General features: G+C 38.0%; 18 protein-coding genes and 3 pseudogenes. 11 read left to right on the top strand and 10 right to left on the bottom strand.

The window, feature by feature from the left end; genetic code table 11:
• Positions 1–104: 104 nt before the first annotated feature.
• A pseudogene (locus tag SKA34_RS11885) lies at positions 105–1,016 on the bottom strand (LysR family transcriptional regulator).
• A gap of 265 nt (positions 1,017–1,281) precedes the next feature.
• Between SKA34_RS11885 and SKA34_RS11880 the strand changes: the two are divergent.
• On the top strand, positions 1,282–2,475 hold the full coding sequence (locus SKA34_RS11880; RefSeq protein WP_006645778.1) for a glycine C-acetyltransferase: 1,194 nt from the start codon (positions 1,282–1,284) through the stop codon (positions 2,473–2,475).
• A gap of 135 nt (positions 2,476–2,610) precedes the next feature.
• On the top strand, positions 2,611–3,642 hold the full coding sequence (gene tdh, locus SKA34_RS11875; RefSeq protein WP_006645777.1) for an L-threonine 3-dehydrogenase: 1,032 nt from the start codon (positions 2,611–2,613) through the stop codon (positions 3,640–3,642).
• Positions 3,643–3,886: 244 nt separating this feature from the next.
• Here the strand turns inward: tdh and SKA34_RS11870 are convergent, their stop codons facing one another.
• The 3 genes from SKA34_RS11870 to rhtB form a co-directional block, all read right to left on the bottom strand.
• The gene (locus SKA34_RS11870) at positions 3,887–5,200 is read right to left on the bottom strand and encodes a DUF1501 domain-containing protein (protein ID WP_006645776.1); all 1,314 of its coding nucleotides are present in this window, start codon (positions 5,198–5,200) and stop codon (positions 3,887–3,889) included.
• Complete coding sequence (locus SKA34_RS11865) at positions 5,197–6,738, bottom strand: DUF1800 family protein (RefSeq protein ID WP_006645775.1); 1,542 nt, start codon at positions 6,736–6,738, stop codon at positions 5,197–5,199. The genes SKA34_RS11870 and SKA34_RS11865 overlap by 4 nt, the downstream gene beginning before the upstream one ends.
• Before the next feature lie 272 nt (positions 6,739–7,010).
• Positions 7,011–7,631: a homoserine/homoserine lactone efflux protein gene (gene rhtB / locus SKA34_RS11860; protein ID WP_006645774.1), complete on the bottom strand. Its 621-nt coding sequence runs from the start codon at positions 7,629–7,631 to the stop codon at positions 7,011–7,013.
• A 194-nt stretch (positions 7,632–7,825) separates the two neighbouring features.
• On the opposite strand from rhtB, the gene SKA34_RS11855 reads away from it, so the two are divergent.
• Positions 7,826–8,299 (top strand): VF530 family DNA-binding protein, encoded by a 474-nt coding sequence (locus SKA34_RS11855; RefSeq protein WP_006645773.1) that lies wholly within the window; start codon positions 7,826–7,828, stop codon positions 8,297–8,299.
• 124 nt (positions 8,300–8,423) lie between these two features.
• Here SKA34_RS11855 and SKA34_RS23820 read toward each other — a convergent pair whose 3' ends face one another.
• Together SKA34_RS23820 and SKA34_RS11850 are read right to left on the bottom strand one after the other, a co-directional pair.
• Positions 8,424–8,663 carry a phosphatidylserine decarboxylase gene (locus tag SKA34_RS23820; protein ID WP_006645772.1) on the bottom strand — a complete coding sequence of 80 codons (240 nt, stop codon included), beginning with the start codon at positions 8,661–8,663 and terminating at the stop codon, positions 8,424–8,426.
• A complete protein-coding gene (locus SKA34_RS11850) occupies positions 8,663–9,775 on the bottom strand; it encodes a phosphatidylserine decarboxylase family protein (protein ID WP_006645771.1) in 1,113 nt (370 codons plus the stop codon). The genes SKA34_RS23820 and SKA34_RS11850 overlap by 1 nt, the downstream gene beginning before the upstream one ends.
• A gap of 333 nt (positions 9,776–10,108) precedes the next feature.
• Here SKA34_RS11850 and SKA34_RS11845 point away from each other — a divergent pair, with 333 nt between their 5' ends.
• The 4 genes and pseudogenes from SKA34_RS11845 to SKA34_RS23655 all read left to right on the top strand — a co-directional run bounded on the left by SKA34_RS11845 (position 10,109) and on the right by SKA34_RS23655 (position 13,602).
• On the top strand, positions 10,109–11,704 hold the full coding sequence (locus SKA34_RS11845; RefSeq protein WP_006645770.1) for an ABC-F family ATPase: 1,596 nt from the start codon (positions 10,109–10,111) through the stop codon (positions 11,702–11,704).
• Positions 11,705–11,829: 125 nt separating this feature from the next.
• Entirely contained in the window at positions 11,830–12,285 is a 456-nt protein-coding gene (locus SKA34_RS11840) for a YaiI/YqxD family protein (RefSeq protein WP_006645769.1), read from the top strand.
• Between the two features lie 454 nt (positions 12,286–12,739).
• A complete protein-coding gene (locus SKA34_RS11835; RefSeq protein ID WP_006645768.1) occupies positions 12,740–13,105 on the top strand; it encodes a cupin domain-containing protein in 366 nt (121 codons plus the stop codon).
• 119 nt (positions 13,106–13,224) lie between these two features.
• Positions 13,225–13,602, top strand: a pseudogene (locus tag SKA34_RS23655) (DUF4440 domain-containing protein).
• Positions 13,603–14,093: 491 nt separating this feature from the next.
• Here the strand turns inward: SKA34_RS23655 and panB are convergent.
• Positions 14,094–14,885, bottom strand: a complete 792-nt coding sequence (gene panB / locus SKA34_RS11825; protein WP_006645766.1) for a 3-methyl-2-oxobutanoate hydroxymethyltransferase — start codon at positions 14,883–14,885, stop codon at positions 14,094–14,096.
• Between the two features lie 319 nt (positions 14,886–15,204).
• On the opposite strand from panB, the pseudogene SKA34_RS11820 reads away from it, so the two are divergent.
• Together SKA34_RS11820 and SKA34_RS11815 are read left to right on the top strand one after the other, a co-directional pair.
• Positions 15,205–15,558 (top strand): annotated as a pseudogene (locus SKA34_RS11820) (DUF4440 domain-containing protein).
• A gap of 559 nt (positions 15,559–16,117) precedes the next feature.
• Positions 16,118–17,023 carry a hypothetical protein gene (locus tag SKA34_RS11815; RefSeq protein ID WP_006645764.1) on the top strand — a complete coding sequence of 302 codons (906 nt, stop codon included), beginning with the start codon at positions 16,118–16,120 and terminating at the stop codon, positions 17,021–17,023.
• A 144-nt stretch (positions 17,024–17,167) separates the two neighbouring features.
• Here the strand turns inward: SKA34_RS11815 and SKA34_RS11810 are convergent, their stop codons facing one another.
• From SKA34_RS11810 to SKA34_RS11800, 3 genes are all read right to left on the bottom strand, one after another.
• Positions 17,168–18,589, bottom strand: a complete 1,422-nt coding sequence (locus SKA34_RS11810) for a sensor histidine kinase KdpD (protein WP_006645763.1) — start codon at positions 18,587–18,589, stop codon at positions 17,168–17,170.
• Between the two features lie 2 nt (positions 18,590–18,591).
• Positions 18,592–19,263 (bottom strand): response regulator transcription factor, encoded by a 672-nt coding sequence (locus tag SKA34_RS11805; protein ID WP_006645762.1) that lies wholly within the window; start codon positions 19,261–19,263, stop codon positions 18,592–18,594.
• Between the two features lie 77 nt (positions 19,264–19,340).
• A complete protein-coding gene (locus SKA34_RS11800; RefSeq protein WP_006645761.1) occupies positions 19,341–20,957 on the bottom strand; it encodes a phosphoethanolamine transferase in 1,617 nt (538 codons plus the stop codon).
• A 258-nt stretch (positions 20,958–21,215) separates the two neighbouring features.
• Here SKA34_RS11800 and SKA34_RS22605 point away from each other — a divergent pair, with 258 nt between their 5' ends.
• On the top strand, positions 21,216–21,938 hold the full coding sequence (locus tag SKA34_RS22605; RefSeq protein WP_006645760.1) for a hypothetical protein: 723 nt from the start codon (positions 21,216–21,218) through the stop codon (positions 21,936–21,938).
• Between the two features lie 95 nt (positions 21,939–22,033).
• Positions 22,034–22,932: LTA synthase family protein (locus SKA34_RS22600; RefSeq protein WP_006645759.1), on the top strand; the 899-nt coding region annotated here is incomplete at its 3' end.

Raw genomic sequence — 22,932 nt, 5'->3', positions numbered from 1 at the left:
AGAGTATCAACCATCACGAAAAAATAATCGATGAATTGTTATTAAAATAATGACTCTAGCGTTAAAAAGGAGAGATTGAGCAAATTACTCAACTTCAATTTTCATTAAAGAGTCAAATGAGCCGTAAAATAGTCAATGACTGCACGAATCCTTGCTGGCATAAACTTACTTTGTGCGTATTGCAGTGCAATATCACCGTGATAATTGCCTCGAATAGTCCAATCTGGTAACACTTTGATCACCTTGCCAGCAACAAGATCGTGTTTGATTACAAAGTCAGGAAATATCCCAATGCCCAAATCATCTTTTACGCCGTTTAATCGCATTTGTGAGTGATTGACGGCATAACGACCAGAAACTGCAACGGTTATTTGTTCCCCGTTCTTATCAAAATCCCATATGTGATCGATATTAGTCTCAGCGAGATATAAACAGTCGTGGAGTTTCAAATCGCGGGGATGTATTGGCATCCCACGCTTGGCAATATAGTTAGGGCTGGCACACAAAGTCAGGTTTACTTTGCCAATTTTCTTTAGCACTAAGCCTTCAGAGGGTCTTTATGTTAAACGAAATACCACATCAATGCCTTCGGCGATAATATCAATGTCACCATCACAGGCTTTTAATTTTAAATTTACTTCAGGATATTGTGTTAAGAAAGGTTTAACTAAAGGTTGAAGAAGAATATTCATAAAGGCTTTTGGTGCTGCAATTGTGACAGTCCCTGAGGGCACAGTATGCTCAGAACTTGAAATTTCAATTGCTTGTTTAGCCGCATCAATCATCTGGGTGCATTGTTTGTAAATACGATTACCCGATTCACTTATCATTAATTTACGTGTTGTACGTTCTAATAGCTTTACTGATAAGGCTTTTTCTAACCGTGCGATTTGTTTACTGAGAGCGGATGGCGTAACACCTAATTTGCGTGAAGCCGCAGTATAACTGCCCTCATCTACAATAACGATGAAGGTGGCTAAATCTGGCATTAGTGCGATGAGTTTATGTGTATCCATTTATTTGTGCCTACAGTTCATTAATCATTTTCCATCGCAGGGGATAATAGTTGTTTTTAGCATGATTTAGAATGGCAATATTAGCTTGTAGTTATCTGTATTGGATTAATTAAGATTTAGGAATACAAATAGTGTAAAACAAAGCATGGCTACGATTTTTATTCGGACATAATCGCTATGATAGTTGTTTATATCATGTAATAAGAATGTTGTTAGCTCATTTATGCTAACCAACATTAACCATAATAATACTGTGAGGGAAATCATGACTTCTGCATTCTATACCCAAATCCAAAAACAAATTGAAGATGTAAAAAGTGAAGGGTTATACAAATCTGAGCGTGTGATCACATCACCGCAAAAAGCAGCGGTATATATCCAATCGGGTCAAGAAGTCTTAAATTTCTGTGCCAACAATTACCTTGGTTTAGCCAACCACCCTGAGTTGATTAAAGCTGCTAAAGAGGGAATGGATGAGCACGGTTTTGGCATGGCGTCTGTACGTTTCATTTGTGGTACACAAGATGCGCATAAAGAGTTAGAGCGTAAGCTGTCTGATTTCCTAGGTATGGAAGATACGATTCTTTATACCTCATGTTTTGATGCAAATACGGGCTTATTTGAAACGATTTTAGGTGCAGAAGATGCGATTATTTCTGATGCATTAAACCACGCGTCAATTATCGACGGTGTACGTTTATGTAAAGCGAAGCGTTTCCGTTATGCCAACAATGATATGGCAGAATTAGAGCAACAATTAATTGCAGCAAAAGAAGCAGGTGCGCGTAATACATTAATCGTGACTGATGGCGTTTTCTCAATGGACGGTGTCGTCGCGAACCTACCTGCTATCTGTGATTTAGCTGAAAAATACGGCGCACTTGTGATGGTTGATGACTCTCACGCTGTTGGCTTTATGGGCGCAAATGGTCGTGGTACGCATGAATACCATAACGTTATGGATCGTATCGACATTATTACCGGCACATTAGGTAAAGCGATGGGTGGTGCATCAGGCGGTTATACTGCAGGTAAGAAAGAAGTGATTGACTGGTTACGTCAACGTTCACGTCCATACCTGTTCTCTAACTCAGTAGCGCCTGCAATTGTTTCTGCTTCAAATCGCGTTATTGATTTATTAGCGGAAAGCGGCGAACTTCGCGATCGTTTATGGAGTAACTCGACGCATTTCCGTACTAGCATGACAGAAGCTGGCTTTACGATGGCAGGGGCTGATCACGCGATCATTCCTATCATGTTAGGTGATGCAAAAATTGCGGCAGAGTTTGCCGAGCATGCCCTAGAAAAAGGTATTTACGTGGTTGGTTTTTCATTCCCTGTTGTACCAAAAGGCAAAGCACGTATTCGTACGCAAATGTCAGCAGCACATACACCAGAACAACTGGATAAAGCGATTGATGCCTTTATCGAAGTAGGTAAAGAGATGGGCATTATCTAATTAAAGAATCACGTTATTCAATGTGACAAAAACATATTGCTACTGCTGCATGGTAAGGCAAAGTTTCAATAACATGCAGTAGTAGATGGATGCTGAAAAGCATGTTGTATCCTAAAGAAATAAGCGAATAATATAATGAAAATCAAAGCTCTTTCTAAGTTAAAGCCTGAAGAAGGCATCTGGATGACTGAAGTAGATAAGCCTGAAGTTGGTCATAACGATCTGCTTATCCGCATCAAGAAAACAGCAATCTGTGGTACTGATGTTCATATCTACAATTGGGATGAATGGTCACAAAAAACGATCCCTGTACCTATGGTTGTTGGTCATGAGTATGTCGGTGAAGTGGTTGGGATGGGTCAGGAAGTGCGTGGCTTTGCTATTGGCGATCGCGTTTCAGGTGAAGGCCATATTACGTGTGGTCACTGCCGAAACTGTCGTGGTGGCCGTACCCACTTATGCCGAAATACCATTGGTGTTGGTGTAAACCGTGAAGGTGCATTTGCGGAATACTTAGTGATCCCTGCATTTAACGCATTCAAAATTCCTGATGATATTTCAGATGATGTAGCGTCTATTTTCGACCCGTTCGGCAATGCTGTTCACACCGCGCTGTCGTTCGACTTAGTGGGTGAAGATGTGCTGATCACAGGTGCAGGTCCAATTGGCATTATGGCTGCGGCAGTAGCAAAACACGTGGGTGCGCGTCACGTAGTGATCACTGATGTGAACGAATACCGTTTAGATCTTGCACGCGAAATGGGCGTGACCCGTGCGATTAACGTTGCTAAAGAAAGCCTGACGGATGTGATGGCAGAGCTTGGCATGAAAGAAGGCTTTGACGTGGGCATGGAAATGTCGGGTAATCCTGCGGCATTTAACAGCATGCTATCAAGCATGAACCACGGCGGTAAAATTGCACTGCTAGGTATTCCACCATCAGACATGGCAATCGATTGGAACCAAGTGATCTTCAAAGGTTTGATCATCAAAGGTATCTATGGCCGTGAAATGTTTGAAACATGGTACAAGATGGCAACCTTGATTCAATCAGGTTTAGATCTATCACCAATTATTACTCACCATTACAAGATCGATGATTTCCAAGAGGGCTTTGATGTCATGCGCTCTGGTCAATCAGGTAAGGTTATTCTTGATTGGGAATAACAGCTAGTCTTGTACTTTAAATCAAATTAAAAGCTGTATTTAGGGTTATATAAAAGCCATAAATGCAGCTTTATTATATGTTACTTAACTCTTTATTTTTAAAAACGCGTTAGCCTTTTGTTGGCAATAAATGGCGGTGTATTACTATTTAAAACAACATGTATTTACATGGGTTTATCAAATTAAATTAGTATTTATAAAAGATGAAGAAAACGCCCAAACTCATTGAGCCTGGGCGAGGAACTTATATGAAGTCAATAATTGGTGATTCAAAATTAGCTAAATTTGGGAATAATGATAAAAGCTGACTATCATTTAGCCCCATCCAGCGACATACTGATGCGTTAACTTGATCGGCGGCGATTTCAGGGATCATACGTCCATTATTGAAGTCTCTTTCACTACCAGGGTTAAGATCTGGCCATTTCCCATATGCCTGCATTCCTTTAATGGCACCACCAAATACAAGTTGGTGTCCGCCCCAGCCATGATCTGTACCCGAGCTATTGGCAGGAATTCTACGACCAAAATCAGACATTGTCATAGTGGTTATCTGCGGCGCTAAGTTTTTATTATTGATGTCGGTTTGAAATGCTGCCATTGCTTGGCTTAGTTCAGTAAATAAGGCTTTATGAGTCTCTTTTTGATTTGAATGGGTATCAAAACCGCCTAGGCTAACGAAAAATACTTGTCGTTGATGCCCAAAGTCTGAACGAGCATCAATTAAGCGGCTAACCATTTTTAGTCTTTCACCTAATTTAGTATCTGGGTAACTTGATGGTTCTGGATGATTATTCAAGATAGCTTTTAGTGTTTCATTTTCACTGACACTTGATTTCATTGTGTTTGCGAAATGCTGTGAAAATATATTTGTATAGTCTTGGTTAAAGTGTTCGAAATAACTATCTACATTAATATCATCACGCCAGCCACTATAATCTCCAACACCTTTTCGACTTATAACGGTTTGCTGTTGAACTTTAGCGGTTGTTAAACGTTGCGGCTTATCTATTGCGAATAGGGGGGATATTTCACTTTTAGTGGCTAAAATATCAAATAAACGCCCGGCCCAGCCTAATGGGTTTTGAGTATTTTCCGCGCCGGTTTGCCACATCATTCTCTGGAAATTATGCGCCATGAGAAATGAAGGTAACTGCGCCTCACCAGATTTGATCGAAGAGCGGTTTGTTGGCATTAACAATTGCCCACTATTGACGATAACAGTTGCTTGGTTCTGATCAAATAGCGGAACAAGTTCTGCTAATGAAGAGTGAAGAGCAAGCGGAGTATGATTGTCCGTTTTAATGTTAAGTGGCAACATCTCATCTTCTTTGAGTCCTAGTTTCGGCCTAATTGAGATGTATTGCTCGTATTCAGATCCGTCAGCTGGCACAACCATATTAAAAGCATCATTTCCGCCTGATAAAAAGATAACTACGAGGGCTTTATAATCATCATGAGGCTGAGTTTTTGCCTGTGCGATCCCTGAGAGGCTCATTGTTGATGTCGCTGATAATGCGGCTGAAGATTGGATAAATTGACGGCGAGTTATTTTCATTTTAAAGCCTCCTGAGTGAAAAACTCTGGCGCAGTGAAAGCTGCGTACAAGGTCGACTCAACTCGATGAAGACCATCTTCAACCCCGATTGAATCAAAAATAGTTAGCATTCTTTGGCGCACCTTTGACGACATAATACCGCCCATTAACTCTTTATCTACGTATTCCACATAAGCTTCTGGCGACGTATGTAATTCCATTAATGTAACAGCATCATAAGTCCAACGATTAGGCTTGTTTGAACGGTAGCTTTTGATCAAGGTGTAGACTTGATTGTGGATCATCCGCATTTGATGGGTAGTGAGCAAGCTTGCTTCTGGTGAAGTTAAACCATGATCTTCAATCAGACCGCGAGGAGCATCATCAGGCATGTAAAAATTAAAAACAGTATCAGCGGATAATGGTGCTTGGCCAAAATCATCTAATGCATGGATCCAATTATTCCAATAATCACCGGCAGGTTTCATCTTCAATGCTCTTGCTAGGTTGGTCGCCACAATAAGAGGTTCGGTGATTAAACCAAAATGATATTTACGTGATTGTTTACCTTGGTTGCCTGTATCAGCTAGTTGTTTGGTAACATCTGGATCGGTTAACACTGCAAATAAGGTTGCTTTTAAATCACCGCGAACACCGTGACCATTATCTTTAAAGGCATTTGAAACACGCTTTATATAACCTGAGCGAGGATTACTCATGACAAATCGTTTAATCATCGCGATAGCAAAAAAAGCCGGTGTGTTTTTGTGATGAAAGAGTATATCGACAACACTATCTAAATCTTGCTCTGCAGTTTGCCCTGCAGGCAATGAGTGTCCAAGTATGTATTTTTCATCTGTATCATGAAATTGCTCTTGTGCTTGCATTGGTTGATATAAGTCACCACCATTCCAACCCGTTAGTGCACGCGCCATGTTTTCTACATCATCTTGATTGTAGGTTGCGATGGGGTTGCCCGTGTCATCTAATTTGGGTTTCCCTTTCTCGGTGATTTCCCACAAACCAATAGTAAACAACTGCATGACTTCACGCGCATAATTTTCATCAGGGAAGGTGTTATCTTCTAGGTTCTCCTTACGACTTCCTCGTAACGTTAAATACCGACCCATAATTGGGTTTAACGTCACGGCTTTAAGCAGATCACGATAGTTACCTAATGCGTGAGTGACTAATAGGTCGTAATAGCCTGAAAGATCTTCATGGCGGCCACCAACACCGACTGAAGAAACCACAAAATGCTGGCTTAACGCGTAAGCCATGCGTTGGCGAAGTTGATCAGGTGCAGTAATAGCGTGTTGAAGCCATGTACCAATACGAACTTGTGAATTAGTTTTTTTGAGATTAAGTTGTTTTGTTACGCTTTGAACAATTGGTAAATGAAGACTTGGTGATAATTCATATTGTTCTTCAAACCAACGTGTAACGCCAGCTTGTTCAATAAAAGTTATATCTTCAGAAACTGTACCAAAAGTACTTCTATATAAGAATGCAGAAATTTGTTTTGGCTGTTCTTGATAAAGCACATCTAATGCAGGCATGTAATATCCTTATCGGCGAGAGTGCCCATAAATAAAAGAATCTAATTTAATAGTTGGGTCAAGCGATAAAAATATAGCAGGAAGAATTGTTTTTTATAGAGACAAGAATAACTATATATTTAATATATGATATTGATTCAAAGCCGAGGAACAATAATTAAACAATAGTTCCAAAAAATGTTTTTTCTTTAAAGGGAGGCTTTATTAATTGATTTATAGAATATATCAGCTGAGTAAAAGCGAGCTTTAAGCCCGCTTTTAATTTAAGAGTTCTAATGGCTACTTAAGCCTAATAATGCACCAGCACCAATAAACAACGTTCCAAAAATTTGATTTTGCAGCTTCATATGACGGGCATTTTTTACTACGCGCATTAAACGTGTTGCCAACAATGAATAACCAATCATTATCAATAAATCTACGATTATCATTGTTGACCCTAATACTGCGAGTTGATACCAATGGGAACCACTTGCTGTAAGAAATTGAGGAAGTAAGGCGACCAAGAACATAATACTTTTGGGGTTAGTGATATTAACAATAATAGCTTTACTAAAAAGTTTTACATAAGAGGTACTGACATTGTTGCCTTGATTAAGGCTTATTTCACCTGCTTCGCGGAACTTTTGATAGCCAAGATAGATAAGATAAATAACCCCAACCCATTTTATGACACTAAATGCGGCTTCAGACTCTGCAAGCAGTGCCCCAAGTCCCGCACCAACAATAATAATATTGATAAGATTGCCTGTTTTTAAGCCAAGGTTGTTAATTAACGTCGATTTAAAACCATGCCTAATGGTATTCGACATCGTAGAGATTGCCCCTGCACCAGGGATAAGAGATAACAAAATAGATGCACATAAAAAGGTTAGCCAAATATCCATGCTCATTGTTGACTCCAAGATTTATTTCAAATATGTAAGCGATACGAATGTTTATTGGGGGAGGGTATCTTATGCGGTTGGTATTCTCAATGTGAATATTTATTAAGCGCAAAAATATAAAACATTTACTTTTATTCCTGTTAAATGACGATTAGAAGTATAATAAAACGAGAATTCGCCAATATCTGTTAGGAATGGTAATGCAAGAACAACAGCAATCTGCTCAACCAGCAAAAAAAGAAAAAGAATTAACGCTAGAGCAGCGACTTTTACAAAATAATCCGCTTCATGGCTTGAGCCTTGAAAAAATGCTAACCGAATTAGTCGATCACTACGGTTGGGAAATTTTAGATACGGCAATGCGCTTTAACTGTTTCAATACTAAACCGTCTATTGCGAGTAGTGTGAAGTACTTGAAGAAAACAGAGTGGGCGAGAGAGAAACTAGAAGCTTTCTACCTATCACGTTTTAAGCGTATGCCACGTGCAACAGCCGCTGAATTAGAAATTCCACCACGTATGCGTACCTTTGCGGATGGCATTGTGCCCAAAGAGCCAATGGAGCTAACGGTTGAATCAATCTTAGCATCACAAGCGAAAGCGGCTTCAGCTTACAAAGAACGTTCCTCTCGTGGTCGCAGTAATAGCCGTAGCGGTGGTCGTAACCGTCGTTAATCTTGGTTACTCAGTATCGGTTATGAATATACTGTTATTTAAGCAATAAAAAACGCCTTATTACGGAGTAATATCGTAATAAGGCGTTGTTGTTTTTAGTGATCAGCTAATTTAAGTTTTGGTATTATTTATCAGATAATACGGTTGCAATACGTGAACAAACAGGAATATTGGTTGCATCTAAGCCAGGTATTGTATTGTGGAAGTCAAACGCTAACTTCACATCCGGACCAAATACAAGGCAATGCGTTGAACCACCAAAGTGGAACATGCCTAATTCATCACCTTTATCTAAGTGTTGACCTTCTTTCACTGTAATTTCGCAAGACGATACTTCTGCCATACCCACAGCAATAAAACACATTAAACCAATCTTTGATTATCTGATTCAATAAAGATCACTGCTCGAGTTGCAACTGCGGATAAGAAAGGTTGAGAGTTATTCGGCGCACTGTCATCAGCCCCTTCTGGATTTCCAAAACCTTGGTATTTATTACCTAAGTAATATGACCCGTTAACAATGAAGGCTTTTTTCACTGTCCCTGAAACAGGACTATTCCAACGGTGATAACTTAATGCACTTAAGAATGCTTGATAAATTGTACCGCCCACGAATTGCTTCGCGAGTGGATCAAAATCCATCATATTCTGTAGTGAATAAGGTTGACCTTTTAGCCAGAATTCAGATGATTCAGCTAGGTTTTCTGCAACTTGCAACGGTGCTGATTCACATGCATTAGCAATAATGTCATCACCTTCAGCAATTGGACGAACACCTTTTACGAACTCACGAGTGAAAAAGTCATCCCATGATGTAAAGCCATAATACTTATCATCAGGATCACATTGGAAAAAGTGCTCAAACGGTAATGCTTTTAGTGCTGGATCAGAAGTGGCTTGGCAAGCGACACCGACCATTTCACGTTGCGCAGTTGGATTTAACCAGCCTAATACTTTCGGTGTGCGATTAAGATCATCGTTTACTAATACATAGCGAGAATCAGAACTTGCAAGGAAAGAAGACCAGTAAGTTAATATTTTCTTAATTTGCTGATTTACTAATGCATTTGAGAAGAAAGTATAGCCAGCGGGAGTTGCCATTGGCCAATCTAATAACGCATTAATAGGAAAGCCAATTAAACCACAAGGGTTTAGCTCACCCGTTTTAGGGTCGGTATATTCAGTACATTCAGGCGCCTGCGTCATAATTGCGTTTAATAGCACAAGAAATTCATCAAAACTCATGACTTCTGGTGTACCTAGTGGCGTTAATTCTTTTTGATTACCCGCATAGCTAAACATACGTTCAGCGAGTTCTTTTAGGCTGTCATCATTATTAACCAAATCTTTAAACTCTTGGATAGGTTGAACAAGCTCTGCTGGATGTTGCTCTGTGTGTGCTTTTAAGTGTTGGATCCAAGCATTAATATGTGCTTTGCTTTTTGGTAGCCAGTTACCGAAAGAATGGATATTCATAATAACTCTCTATTTATTAACCTAATGTTTGAAAATTACTATACGCCTTGAACAAACATAATCATCACACAAAAACATAACTTCATATTTCATTATTCTTTTTTCAAATCTTATTAACGCAATGTAAATAAATACTTAATTAAAATAAGGTAAGTATGAAAATAAGAAAAAGAGGGCAGTCATGAGCAATATTACTAGTTACAATTTTGTTGTTAATTTAAAGGTGATGTAAGTCACTAAATCTGTTATACTCCGCGCCAATTTAGAGAAAAGTCGCTTGTAGTAAGCGGCTTTTTTAATGCTTGATATATTCATAAATTTTGGAACAGTACATTGATTTCAACAGCTAATATCACAATGCAGTTCGGCGATAAGCCATTGTTTGAAAACATCTCAGTAAAATTTGGTGGCGGCAACCGTTACGGCCTAATCGGCGCGAATGGTTGTGGTAAATCGACATTCATGAAAATCTTGGGTGGCGAGCTAGAGCAGTCTGCAGGTACTGTTTCACTTGATCCTAATGAGCGTATGGCTAAATTAGGTCAGGATCAATTTGCATTCGAAAACTACAGCGTTGTAGACACTGTGATCATGGGTCACAAAGAGCTATGGGTTGTAAAAGAAGAGCGCGATCGTATTTATGCTATGCCTGATATGTCTGAAGAAGACGGCATGCGTGTAGCTGATCTAGAAGTAGAGTTTGCAGAAATGGACGGCTACTCAGCAGAAGCGCGTGCAGGTGAACTTCTTCTTGGTCTTGGTATTACTGAAGATCAACACTTTGGTCTAATGAGTGCTGTTGCACCAGGTCTTAAAGTTCGTGTGCTTCTTGCTCAGGTATTGTTTGCTAACCCAGACATCATGCTACTTGACGAACCAACGAACAACTTGGACATTCACACCATTGCATGGCTTGAGCAGATCCTACTAGCGCGTAACTGCACTATGATCATTATCTCGCACGACCGTCACTTCCTAAACAGCGTATGTACACACATGGCTGACTTAGATTACGGTGAGCTTCGTCTATTCCCTGGTAACTACGACGAATACATGATGGCTGCAGAGCAATCACGTGAGCAGTTACATGCCGATAATGCGAAGAAGAAAGCACAGATGGCTGAACTACAAACGTTCGTAAGCCGCTTCTCTGCTAACGCATCTAAAGCGAAACAAGCAACTTCTCGTCAAAAGCAATTGGATAAAATTCAATTAACAGAAGTGAAAGCGTCTAGCCGTCAAACACCATTTATTCGTTTCGATCAGGAAAAAGAACTGTTCCGTAACGCATTAGAAGTTGAAAACCTAAAACAAGGTTACGGCGAAAATATCCTAATCAACGGTGTTAACTTACTAGTAGAAGTAGGTGAGCGCATCGCGATTATCGGTGAGAACGGTATTGGTAAATCAACACTTCTAAACACGCTAGCGGGTCAAATGGAGCCAATGGCGGGTATGGTTAAGTGGTCTGAAAACAATAACATTGGTTTCTACGCACAGGACCACGGTACTGATTTCGCAGAAGATCTTAACTTATTAGAATGGATGAGCCAGTGGAAAAATCCAGGTGACGACGAGCAAACTGTTCGTGGTATCCTAGGTCGTATGCTGTTCTCACAAAACGACATTAAGAAATCTGTAAAAGTTATTTCTGGTGGTGAGCAAGGTCGTATGTTGTTTGGTAAGTTAATCATGCAACGTCCTAACATCCTACTTATGGATGAACCAACAAACCACATGGACATGGAATCTATTGAAGCACTTAACCTTGCGTTAGAGAACTTCAAAGGTACATTAATGTTCGTATCTCACGATCGCCAGTTTGTAACATCCGTTGCAACACGTATTCTTGAGATCACTAAAGATGGCGTAGAAGACTTCCACGGTACTTACGATGAGTACATCGCGAAGAAAGGTCTTATTGGTTAAGTTTTACTTAATAAAACAGGCTAAGCCAAAAAGTTAATTGAAAGCCGCCTTTAGATAGGGCGGCTTTTTTACAAATAAAGCTTACGTGTTTTATGGCACGTATAGAAAAAATGAAAGGATTGTCTATGAAAATTTGGGTTGATGCTGATGCATGTCCAAACGTCGTAAAAGAGATTCTATTTCGCGCTGCTGATCGAGCAAAAGTAAACGTAACGCTGGTGGCTAACCAATACATTCGCACGCCACCTTCACCGTTTTTACGTTCGATTCAAGTAGAGCAAGGCTTTGATGTCGCTGATAATTATATTGTGCAACAAGCCGAAGCAGGGGATTTGGTTATCACTGCAGATATCCCATTGGCTGACGAGCTGATCACCAAAGGCGCACACGCGTTAAACCCTCGCGGTGAATTGTACACTAAAGACACCATTAAGCAGCGTTTACAAATGCGTGATTTCATGGAAACCATGCGCAGCAGTGGCGTACAAACGGGCGGCCCTGCACCATTAAGCCAAGCGGATCGCCAGAACTTCGCTAACAAACTGGATACGTTTTTAGCTAAGAACCACAAGCCACAATAACTCCTAAATATGGAGATGAACGCTGATTTGTCTCCATTTTTCTTATCTCTATTTCCTTTCTATAGTACTTCCGTTATTCCTATTCCAATTTAGACGAAATGCTTTCGTTTTCTGGTAATGAGACTACCTGTGTATTTACCCAGTTATAATGAAAAGCGTAAAAGTTGACGCTTAGGCTTCGTTTTAAATAAGAAAAATTTCTTAATTATCTCAGTAGATGCTTTTAACTTATTGATATTAAATAGCTAGCTTTGCTGTATATGTTTTTAATCCGACGGACGAAATACCATTATTACTTTTACCAAAGAAAATATATCGATTGAATGTGATTTTTTGCGATTAAGGCGATGAAAATAAATGTTTTTATTTATTAGAATATTGAATATTTGCTGTATTAATAAAGCGTAAAAATAAGAATGCTTATTAATATACTGTTATACCTTAGGTAAGTTACGTGAATAAAGTAAGTATCAATGAAAAATTTAGTCTGTTTTCTGAAGAGTGGACGCCAAAAATTATAGCCGAATCCAACGGACAACTGGTAAAAATTGCAAAAGGAAGTGGCGAACTTGTTTGGCATAAACACGATAATGAAGATGAACTTTTTATAGTATTTAAAGGTCAGCTTACTTTGATGATGAAAGCTGGAGATGTTGTTCTTAATCCGGGGGAAATATATGTGGTTCCCAAAGGGGTTGAACATTGTCCTAAAGCGCAACCAGATACACACTTTATGATGATAGAGCCATCTTCAACAGCACATACTGGCGAAGATAAAAGTGAAGTAACAGTGTCAGCCGAAGAGCAAGTTTGGATTTAACGTATAACAAGCGGTTCAACTGGACAAAAAACAGCGGGCTTTTGTTCCGCTCAATTTTAGCTCACTACTTTTAGCAAGTTAACAAGAGCGTTATATGCTTTTGAGGTCTTGAGGGTTAAGTGGATACTCTCATTGAGCAAGAGGTCGAGTTAAATCAATATGAAATACGCCAAAGTAAAACGGATATTGAGCGTCTAATCCATCCTAGTTTTGTGGAAGTCGGTAAATCAGGTACGAGTTATGATTTCGACTCAATCATAGACATGATGGAAGGTGAGGAACTCTCAAGCACTCGCATACATTCACAGAGGTATGAATGTATTCAGTTAGAACCTTCCGTTCAACTTCTAAGGTACGAGTCAGCTCTGGTAAGTGAATTTGGCAAAGTTAGTGATTTTGCTAAACGTTGTTGAATTTGGGCATTTACCTGTACTTGCTGGCAACTCAAGTATCACCAAGGCACACCGTGCTTGCCTTTCGAGCTAGAACATAATTAAAGCTTAAGAAAACTGGCATATAACAAATAAGGGTATGTGTCGCGAAGCCGACACCTATCCGAAGTGTTGGACAAGCCCAAACCACCTTATATAAGTAAATATTGGAAATATCATGAAGGGTGATGCCAAAAAGAAGTCTAGCGTTATCCTTGGTGTTAACCAATAAATTTAATGTTCTGATTTATAATAAAACCCTCTTTAATTCTAAAGCGTGAAAGCCATTATTCTTATTATTGAACGTCGATTTGCTGGGTCGAAATATCCCCGTTAATTGCATGACAGGTTGGCAGCAGGGGCAAAAGGGTTGTTATACGTACCGTTTATTCGGTGAGGGCAACATCAGTTGCCCGGCGAACATGAACATAAATTGGATCACTTGAAGCAGCTCCTTTCCATGACCACGCAACAAGCAATTCACAAAATAGTTATACAAATTTATTAACGTTTTATACCATAAACCGATCTGGTTAATCGGTTCTATTTTATTGACATTAAAAGCTGTGTTTTTCCTCTGGGAAGGTTTGTTGTTTGACTTCATCTATATACTTAGTCACAGCGGCTTCAATCGACCCGGTTTCAGCGAGGAAATTTCTAGAGAATCTTGGAATATAATTGGCTGATACACCTAAAATATCGTGCATAACTAAAACTTGACCATCGGTATCATTACCTGCACCAATCCCTATTACTGGAATGTGTAATTCTAATGTGATTTGTCGTGCTAATTTCGCAGGAATACATTCAAGTACCAGTATCTGAGCACCTGCGCGCTGAAGCTCTTTGGCTGTTTCTAGCATTTCTGTAGCTTGTTCTTCTGTTTTACCTTGAACTTTATATCCGCCATATAGATTTACGGCTTGTGGCATTAAACCTAAATGAGCACAAACTGGAACTGCACGTTCAGTTAGCATTTTAACAGTACTGGTTAACCAACTACCGCCTTCAATCTTTACCATATTTGCACCTGCTTTCATTAATTTAGCTGCTGATTCACATGCTGAATCAGGGGTGTGGTAACTCATGAAAGGAAGGTCTGAAATAATGAAAGCATTTGGGCTTCCTGCTCTAACGCATTTTGTGTGATATACCAATTCATCAATACTCACATCCAAAGTTGTTGGTTTACCTTGTATTACTGAACCAAGTGAATCTCCGACAATTATGACAGGCAGGCCTTGCTCTTCAAATATTTTAGAAAAGCTCGCATCATAAGCGGTTATTGATGCAAATTTTTCGCCTAATTTTTTCCAGTTATTTAAATCTGCGATGGTTATTTTTTTCATTAGTCATTCGATTTTTGTAAAAAAACGATACTAACATGACCATAATTGTATATATTTTGCTAAAAAGACATTAAATCTTTCTTATGTGACACTCTGATTTATAATAAAATCCTCTTTAAAGCTCAAGCGTGAGTATCACTATCCTTATTTTCCTGTAAACCCTAATTGTTAACTTTTTATTAAAATAAATAATTATTTGCGCTGTTTAGAAATACGTATGTACAAATATTTAAATAATATATCGATTATGATATTGGTGTTTTATGCTTTTATTTTGGCATAAAAGTAATCATGTTTATTTATAAAAGTAGAAGAAATAATGGATATTCTAATTGAGCAAGAAATCGCACTTCATCATTATGAAGTAAGGCAAAACTTATCCGAAATTAATCGCTTGCTGCATCATAGTTTTATTGAAGTGGGTAAGTCTGGTTGTACTTATGATTTCTAATCCATTGTCGACATGATGCAGTCGGAATCTCCATCAAATTCTAAAGTACACTCTCAAGATTTTGAGTGTGTTGAGCTAGCACATGTAACCAAGTTGCTGCTATATAAATCGGCAGTCATTGACGAGTATGGAGAAGTTAATCACCTTGCAAAACGTTCATCAATTTGGGTAAAAACTAGCTTAAGGTGGCAATTAAAGTATCACCAAGGAACGAGTTGTTAGCCTTATAAATTGGTTTATATTTAATGCCTATAGTTCATCAAAAGAACATAAAAAATAAGGATAGGTGCAGTATAGTCGATAGATATTCAAGCTTAAGCCATCTAACATAAGGACGTATTGAAATTTTTATGAGGGGATGCCTGAAGGAGTCGGTCATTACCCTTGATTTCTATATGGAAATAAAACGAATACTTTAAATGATTTATACTCCATTTTTTAACAAATATAGTAATTTTATCTGACGTTGATTTTTTATTACATTAATATAATAGTCATGAATATTCTTTAAAAAAAATACCTTTATTAATAAAAATATAAATTGACATTGTTCACTGTTAAAGGAGCTTTATAAAATTCAGAATGATACCTTCCTGGCAATAAATCTCTTTAAAACCGTTATTGAAACTAATGCTAATCGAATAATTAAAATATGGATTTAATTAAAGATTTATCTTTTATTGTCGACAATATATGGAATTAGGATAATTTCGATTATCTATTTGTGCGATATAAAAGCGAGAAAAAATAATATAAATAAAATTAAGAAGGGATGGAAATCATGCGCTTATCATCAATGATATTAGGAACGCTATCATTAGCTCTCGTTGGCTGTGCAGTCAAAAACCCACCAATTAAAATTGAACCTGCACCATATCAGGTCGATAAAAGTAAGGCTTATAACATTGCAGCTCAAACTGTATTAACTCGACCTTATAAGTACGGTCTTACGACTTATCAATCTCCATTGAAAGATTTTACTCAAGAGGAAATTGAAGAAGCGAAAACGGCTTTAACACGTAACGTCGGTGGTGTATCCAAGTTTTTTGGTGTATTAAGTATTATGACAGGAAATTTTACAGGTTTAATTGATGTTGTTGGGGGATCTGTAGCGGGTATGGCAACGAGCGATCACATAGCTAGTCAGTCTCGCTGGATAGTTGCTGTTGAAAAGAATAAGTTTAAATCGGCGTTTGATGCGGAAAGTTATATTAAAAACACAATTCAAGAAAATGCTATTAAAACTCTATTCGACATGGGGTTTGATGCTAAAATTGTTAGTAATAGAGAAGATACAAGACACGGAATTAAATTTGTTGCTGTCGATATTAACAAAAAGTTAGTGCCATATGGTTTAACATCAGTTAGTCCAACGGGAACAAAGGCAAAAGAAGGTTTAACGACATTGATCGATGGCACTGTTAAGCAAGCCTATACAATTGGATTTAATGATAACATTGAAATCAGCAAGCATCTGATTGGTAACCCATTCACCATGTTTGCAGCAGTTGAAATGAAATCTGCTAATCAGCTCGATTCAACAAAGTTTTATCAGGCATTAACAGCCAAATTGCCGCAAGGATTCTATCTCTATGTAGTACCTTTTGAACATGCCAATTATGAAAGTAAAATATACGGACACTTCCATTATCGTCCCTACAATCTTCACTCAAGGAAAGAAATATGAGTTTATTAAAGGGTAGTAAGTTTAATTTTTAATGTAACTCTTAATAGATGAGTTAGCTTTTGGGCTAACTCAAATTTAAATGCATTTATTGTGCTCTACATTATTTAAAAAGCATTTGAAGTGGCATTTAATGCATGTTTATTTTCAGTTTAATGATTGACTTAATTCATCACAATTCTTTTTCGTAATCCTTACTAATACTTTAAAATCCCCATGATCTAACTGGTTTATTGATAACTCGTAATCGTTTATTTTGCAGATGTTATCAACGATAGATAACCCCAAACCATAGCGATCGTTATTAGAACGTGAATCGTCATGTTGAAATAACGGTTGCACCAGTTTATCGACTTCCTGCTGTGAGTAATTAATTGTTGATGGGTTGGTAATAGTGAATACCACATCCTGAGTATCATCATTAATCGTAATATTAATATCTGTATTAGGCTCGCTGTAAAATAGCGCGTTATCTAATAAGTTTGTAATGATAGTTTTTAAACAAAACTCATCAGCGAGAATAGGGTGCTGAAGTGTGTTATTTAAAACTACTCGTTGTTTAATGTCGTCATATTTAAAGTTTAAATCGTGAACGATGGTACTTAATAAGGTTGTGATTTCAATCGGCTGTTTATAAAGAGAAAGCGAATGAGACGTGCGTTGTAGTAATAATAGGTTTTCTACTATTACTTTCATTCGGTTCGATATTTGGAGAATGTCCGAGGTAAAGGTTTTGGCTAAACGTTCATCATCTGGAAAGCGTTGATGCACTTCGGTTAGGGTGATGATTTCAGCAATAGGGGTTTTAATTTCATGGGCGATATCAGAGGTGATCCGTTTTTCGTTGTCGACCATTTTTCGGTTAGTTTCGAGAAAGCTATTAAGTTCTCTGCGGATCAAATCAATCTCAATATAGGCAGATGTATTTTCTTTAAACGTAAAGAGGTTATTTGGTCGTTGTTGTTTATTTTCGTTAAACAGTTTTATTTGATCGTTTAAGTTTACGAGAGGATCGAGCCCTTTAGTTACAATGATTTTAGCGACTACACGCATAATGATCATCGAGAGTAAAAAGCCACCTACCAGTAAAATATCAAGAATACCCGTAACCTTATCAAGCCCTGTCGTTGATGCATAAATGGTTAAATAAATAGGAGTTGGCTTTTTATCTTTAGGTTTTGCGAGATAAGAGTATAGAAATGCCTTACCTACCTCATGGTCTGGTAAAGTGACATCGACGATTTGATAGCTATTTAGTGGTAACTTTTTGTGTAGTAAATTAATGTTGGGGTAATCATTGAGTGATGTAGAACGATAGATAACATCATCATTTTTCCATATTTGATAATAGGCGTAATCTGTATCATCCCTGATTTTTTCAGCAAATGTTTGAATGTTGTTGATGGTTTTGAATTGGCCTGCTTTTTTTTGGATTTCTAATTCAAATTGCTCTTGTACCCAATTATCCACACTGAAATCAACAAAAGTAAAAACAATAATAATAAAGAAGCCAAATACGGCGCTGATTGCGTTAATTAAATTCTTTTTAATTGAGCGAGGATTCGTCATGTTTACTTCTCTACGTAATAACCAAAACCGCGTTTATTTTTTATTGGCAATACAGCCTCGATATTTTTCGATTTTTTGCGCATCGAAGAGATATGTACTTCAATGGTATTTTTAGAAATATAGTCGAAATTATTCGTAATATTATCGCTGATCATGCTAGCGGTGAGGATTTGGCCTCGGTGATTGAAGAGATAATCGATGATCTTAAATTCATTCGGTGTAAGGTCCAAATCGTAGTTACCATAGAATAACGTTTTATTATTAAGATCTAATAGAAAACCTTCAATTTCAATGGTATTGGCGATACTTACAGGTTGGCAACGACGAGAAATTGCAACCACACGAGCATGGAGTTCATCAAATGAAAAAGGTTTAGTTACATAATCATCAGCACCTTGCATTAAGCCATCAATACGATCTTGGCTTTGTGTTTTGGCTGAAAGAATAATAATGCGTGTTTCAATACCTGTTTGACGTAGTTTGTTTAAGATCGTCATACCGTCAATACCAGGGAGCATGAGATCTAAAATAATAATATCGTAGTCATTGTCTAATGCTAAAGTGAGCCCTTCTTTACCATTTTCTGCTTCGTCAATGGAAAATCCTAAATTATGAAACCCCACAGCTAAACTACGACGTAATGCCGAGGAATCTTCGATAATCAGTATTTTCATGGAATGAGAGCTCAAATAAAAATGTATACCTGTAATGCCTTACAAGTATACATTAAATCAATGGGATTACTGAATGGTTATGACTTGACTCGACAGCTTGCCGTGATATCGAGTTTTGGATTAATCACTTTTGATTTCACTCCATATAAGCTCAGTAGGCTAGGGAATAAGTTGTCTTGTGAAAGTCCTGGCTGCGATTTTTTAGCGGCTAAACATGTTTTGTTAATCCCTTTTTGTTGAGCGTATTGCTCTGGTAGCCACAGTAGCCAAGGCACGTGTTTTTGCTCTTTAGGCGCAATTGAGAAGGGCGCACCATGAAGGTAGAAACCGTTCTCACCTAAAGATTCACCATGATCTGACATATATAACAAAGCAACATTATATTTATCTTCTTTGGCTTTTAGCATTTTGATCATTTGCTCTGTCACGAAATCAGTATACAAAATGGTATTGTCGTACACGTTCCTAATTTCTTCGTCAGTACAATTTTCAATGTCACTGCGATTACATGATGGTTTAAATTTATCAAACGCTTTAGGGTAGCGTTTGAAATAAGTCGGCCCGTGACTACCGATTAAATGCAGCAACATAAATTTGTTTGTATCGCCATTATCAATAAAGCGTTGGGCTTTATCTAGCATTACACTGTCGTAACAACTGGTACCATTACAGAATTGATTATGCTGTGAAGGATCGATCGCTTGATAGTTAACGCGATCGGCTACGCCTTTCGAGCCGCCATCGTTATCAAGCCACAGAACTTTCGCCCCAGCACGATGAATAATATCAACAGCATTATCTTGAGAATATGCGCGATCTTGATTGTAGTGAGCACGAGTTAAATTCGAGAACATACAAGGTACAGAAAGGGCAGTATAGGTACCGCAAGATTCAACGTTTTTAAACGAAATAATACCTTCACTTTTGGTGTACGGATTGGTGTCTTTGTTGTAACCGTTATAGGCGTAATTATAAGTACGTGCAGTTTCACCTAAGATCATCACAAACAAAGTAGGTTTATGGTTCTTGTTTGGGCTTAGTTTTGCGTCCAATCCTTGCTGTTTAAATGGTAGTGGCTTGTAAATAAACTTATTGTAGAGGTACTTACCACCCGCATACACATGACCTGGAATGATCATACGATTTAAGAAATGGTTATTTCTACCCACAGCTGCATAGGTTTTAAATGTCGTTAAACCTACCAGCAAAATAGCTGTACAAGCGATACCGATTAACGCGACACGGGCAACGATATCTTTAATAAAAGACTCTCGCTTGGTAATTTTTACCATCGCAATCCAAATACTTGGCACAATACCAAATACGATGATGTAGATAATGGAATCGGCATTGATATAAGACAGCGCTTCATCTGAACGTGTTTCGAAAATACTTTCAATTACGGCATTATTAAATAAGGTGTGATAATTCACCTCTGCATAAAGTGCCATCGATGAAGTAATGGTTAAGAAAATCATTACTGGCTTAAACAGGTATGGCCAACATAACACCGTGAAGATAATCAGAAATGCTGCCATTAATACAATCGGTGCAGTATATGGAAAAAAAACATTAGATACGGAATGGCTTAAATCGAAAATCTTAGCGAGGATCGGATAGTTAAAGCATAGGGTGAAGTAAACTGACATCACCACGATGAAGCTTGTCATCTTAATTTGGAAAATTTGACGCATTACTGGCTCTTATGAATTAGCGAATAGCTATATCATCTATTTTATAACTTAAGGCTTACTTAAGATTTGGAATAATATCGCTATTATTTGCAAAAACACTCACCCCATATTCAACAAAATTGATTATCAATACTGTATTAACTTTCAAAAGATGGAAGAAATGAAGATGGTCAACTTAACCTAAATCAGCACATAAAGTGGACAATGGCAAAATTATTGCTTTGCTAAATAGTATTATTTATTTAGCAGGAAATATTTGTGCTTGTCATAAATACCATTACATCTTTTGCCTTTTTAATAGTAGCGATCTTTATTACTAAGTTGCTTGCGCTATTAAGTTTTGTTGAACTTCCCATCGAACTTAGTTCGCAAGATGGCATCGATGCTTTGCTTTTTGGTATTAACTTTGATGCTAGCGCAGCTGTTTTACTGACTATCCCCATTTTTCTTAGTTTAATTATTGCTAATTTATTTAAACGTACACCCAATTACTTAATTCGATTCTCACTCAGCATTGCGATTTGTTGGGTTGTTATTACTACTTTTTCTGATGCAATTTATGCCAAAGAAGCCAGTAAGCATGTCACATTTGAACTGTTTAACGCACAAGGAATGGAAGTTTCACTTATTTTGACTGCGTTTAAAAATTACTTTGGGACAGTCGTGCTTGGTATTACTTGTTTATTGATATCATTGTTTTTCATTTGGAGATATTTGCCACTATCCAATAGAAAACAAGCCCGTTGGTATTTTAATTGTCTGTTTATATTTTTGTGGTTAGTCATTACACTTATTATTGTTCGCGGAGGCTGGAAAGACTCACCTCAGAGCCCTATGAGTGTGTATAAAATTGGTGATTCCGAGAAAGCGTTCATTGCTTGGGATGCTCCTTATAGCATTGGTTATTATCTCTTTAAAGGCGATCTTGCACCTATAGAGAAAATCACTAAAGTCCAACGACGCAGCAACTTAAGGTTTTAGAAAATACACAAAGAACAGCTCCTCCTGCGCAACTTAAATCACTTAAATCGGCCAATGTCATTGTCGTTCTGCTTGAGAGTTGGCTGGCTTTTGATATGCAAAGTTACTCAGGTGTTGTGAATGTCACACCATTCTTTGATCAACTAAGATCACGTTCTTTTTCGACTTATTCAACGTATGCCGATGCTTATCGAACAGTACAAGGGACGTTTTCTACATTTTGTTCTTACCCAAATCCCATAAACGGCTTTATGGCAAATAGCCAGTTACAGAATGCTTCTTATTCATGTTTACCACATATTTTAGCTGAGCGAGGCTGGCAAACCGCCTTTATTCAGGGAAGTGGAAGAGGATCGGTTGGGGCTTTCGCACAAACGTTAGGGTTTGAAGAGTCTTACGGTAAGTATGATTACCCATTCAAAGCGGTGCACAATGAATGGGGATTTATGGATGATGATATCTATCGTTTTTCTTTAAACCAAATCGATAAATTCAGCCAAACGGGTAAACCCTTTCTTATTACGATCAATACGGGTACCACCCATGGTTCTTTATTACCGGATAACATTGATTATGTTTTTGGTCGCGAAAACATAATCAACGAGCGTAGAAGTGTGATGAAGTACGCTGATGATGCACTGAAACGTTTTATTCCTAAATTGGATGCGAAGCTCGCTCAGCTAGATAAGCCCACTATAGTTATTTTGCTCTCAGATCATACGGCAAAAACGATATCGAGCGGATTCGTTAAAAATTCTATTCCACTTCTCATCTATGCGAGCGATCAATCTATACCCAATGAAAATAGGTCGATCACTTCATCTCAGAGAGATATTGCACCCACTATTATTGATTGGCTTGGTGGTTATGTTCCATGGTTCACTGGTAACTCACTATTTGATGATAGCTACAATGGTCGCTCAAGCTTTTCGTATGGCACGAATTTCTTTTGGCTCACTAAAGATCATGGTATTGAGATAGATAGCGCTACTGG

This window comes from Photobacterium sp. SKA34, from assembly GCF_000153325.1.
GTDB lineage: Bacteria > Pseudomonadota > Gammaproteobacteria > Enterobacterales > Vibrionaceae > Photobacterium.
This window is presented reverse-complemented; position numbering and strand designations above follow the sequence as displayed.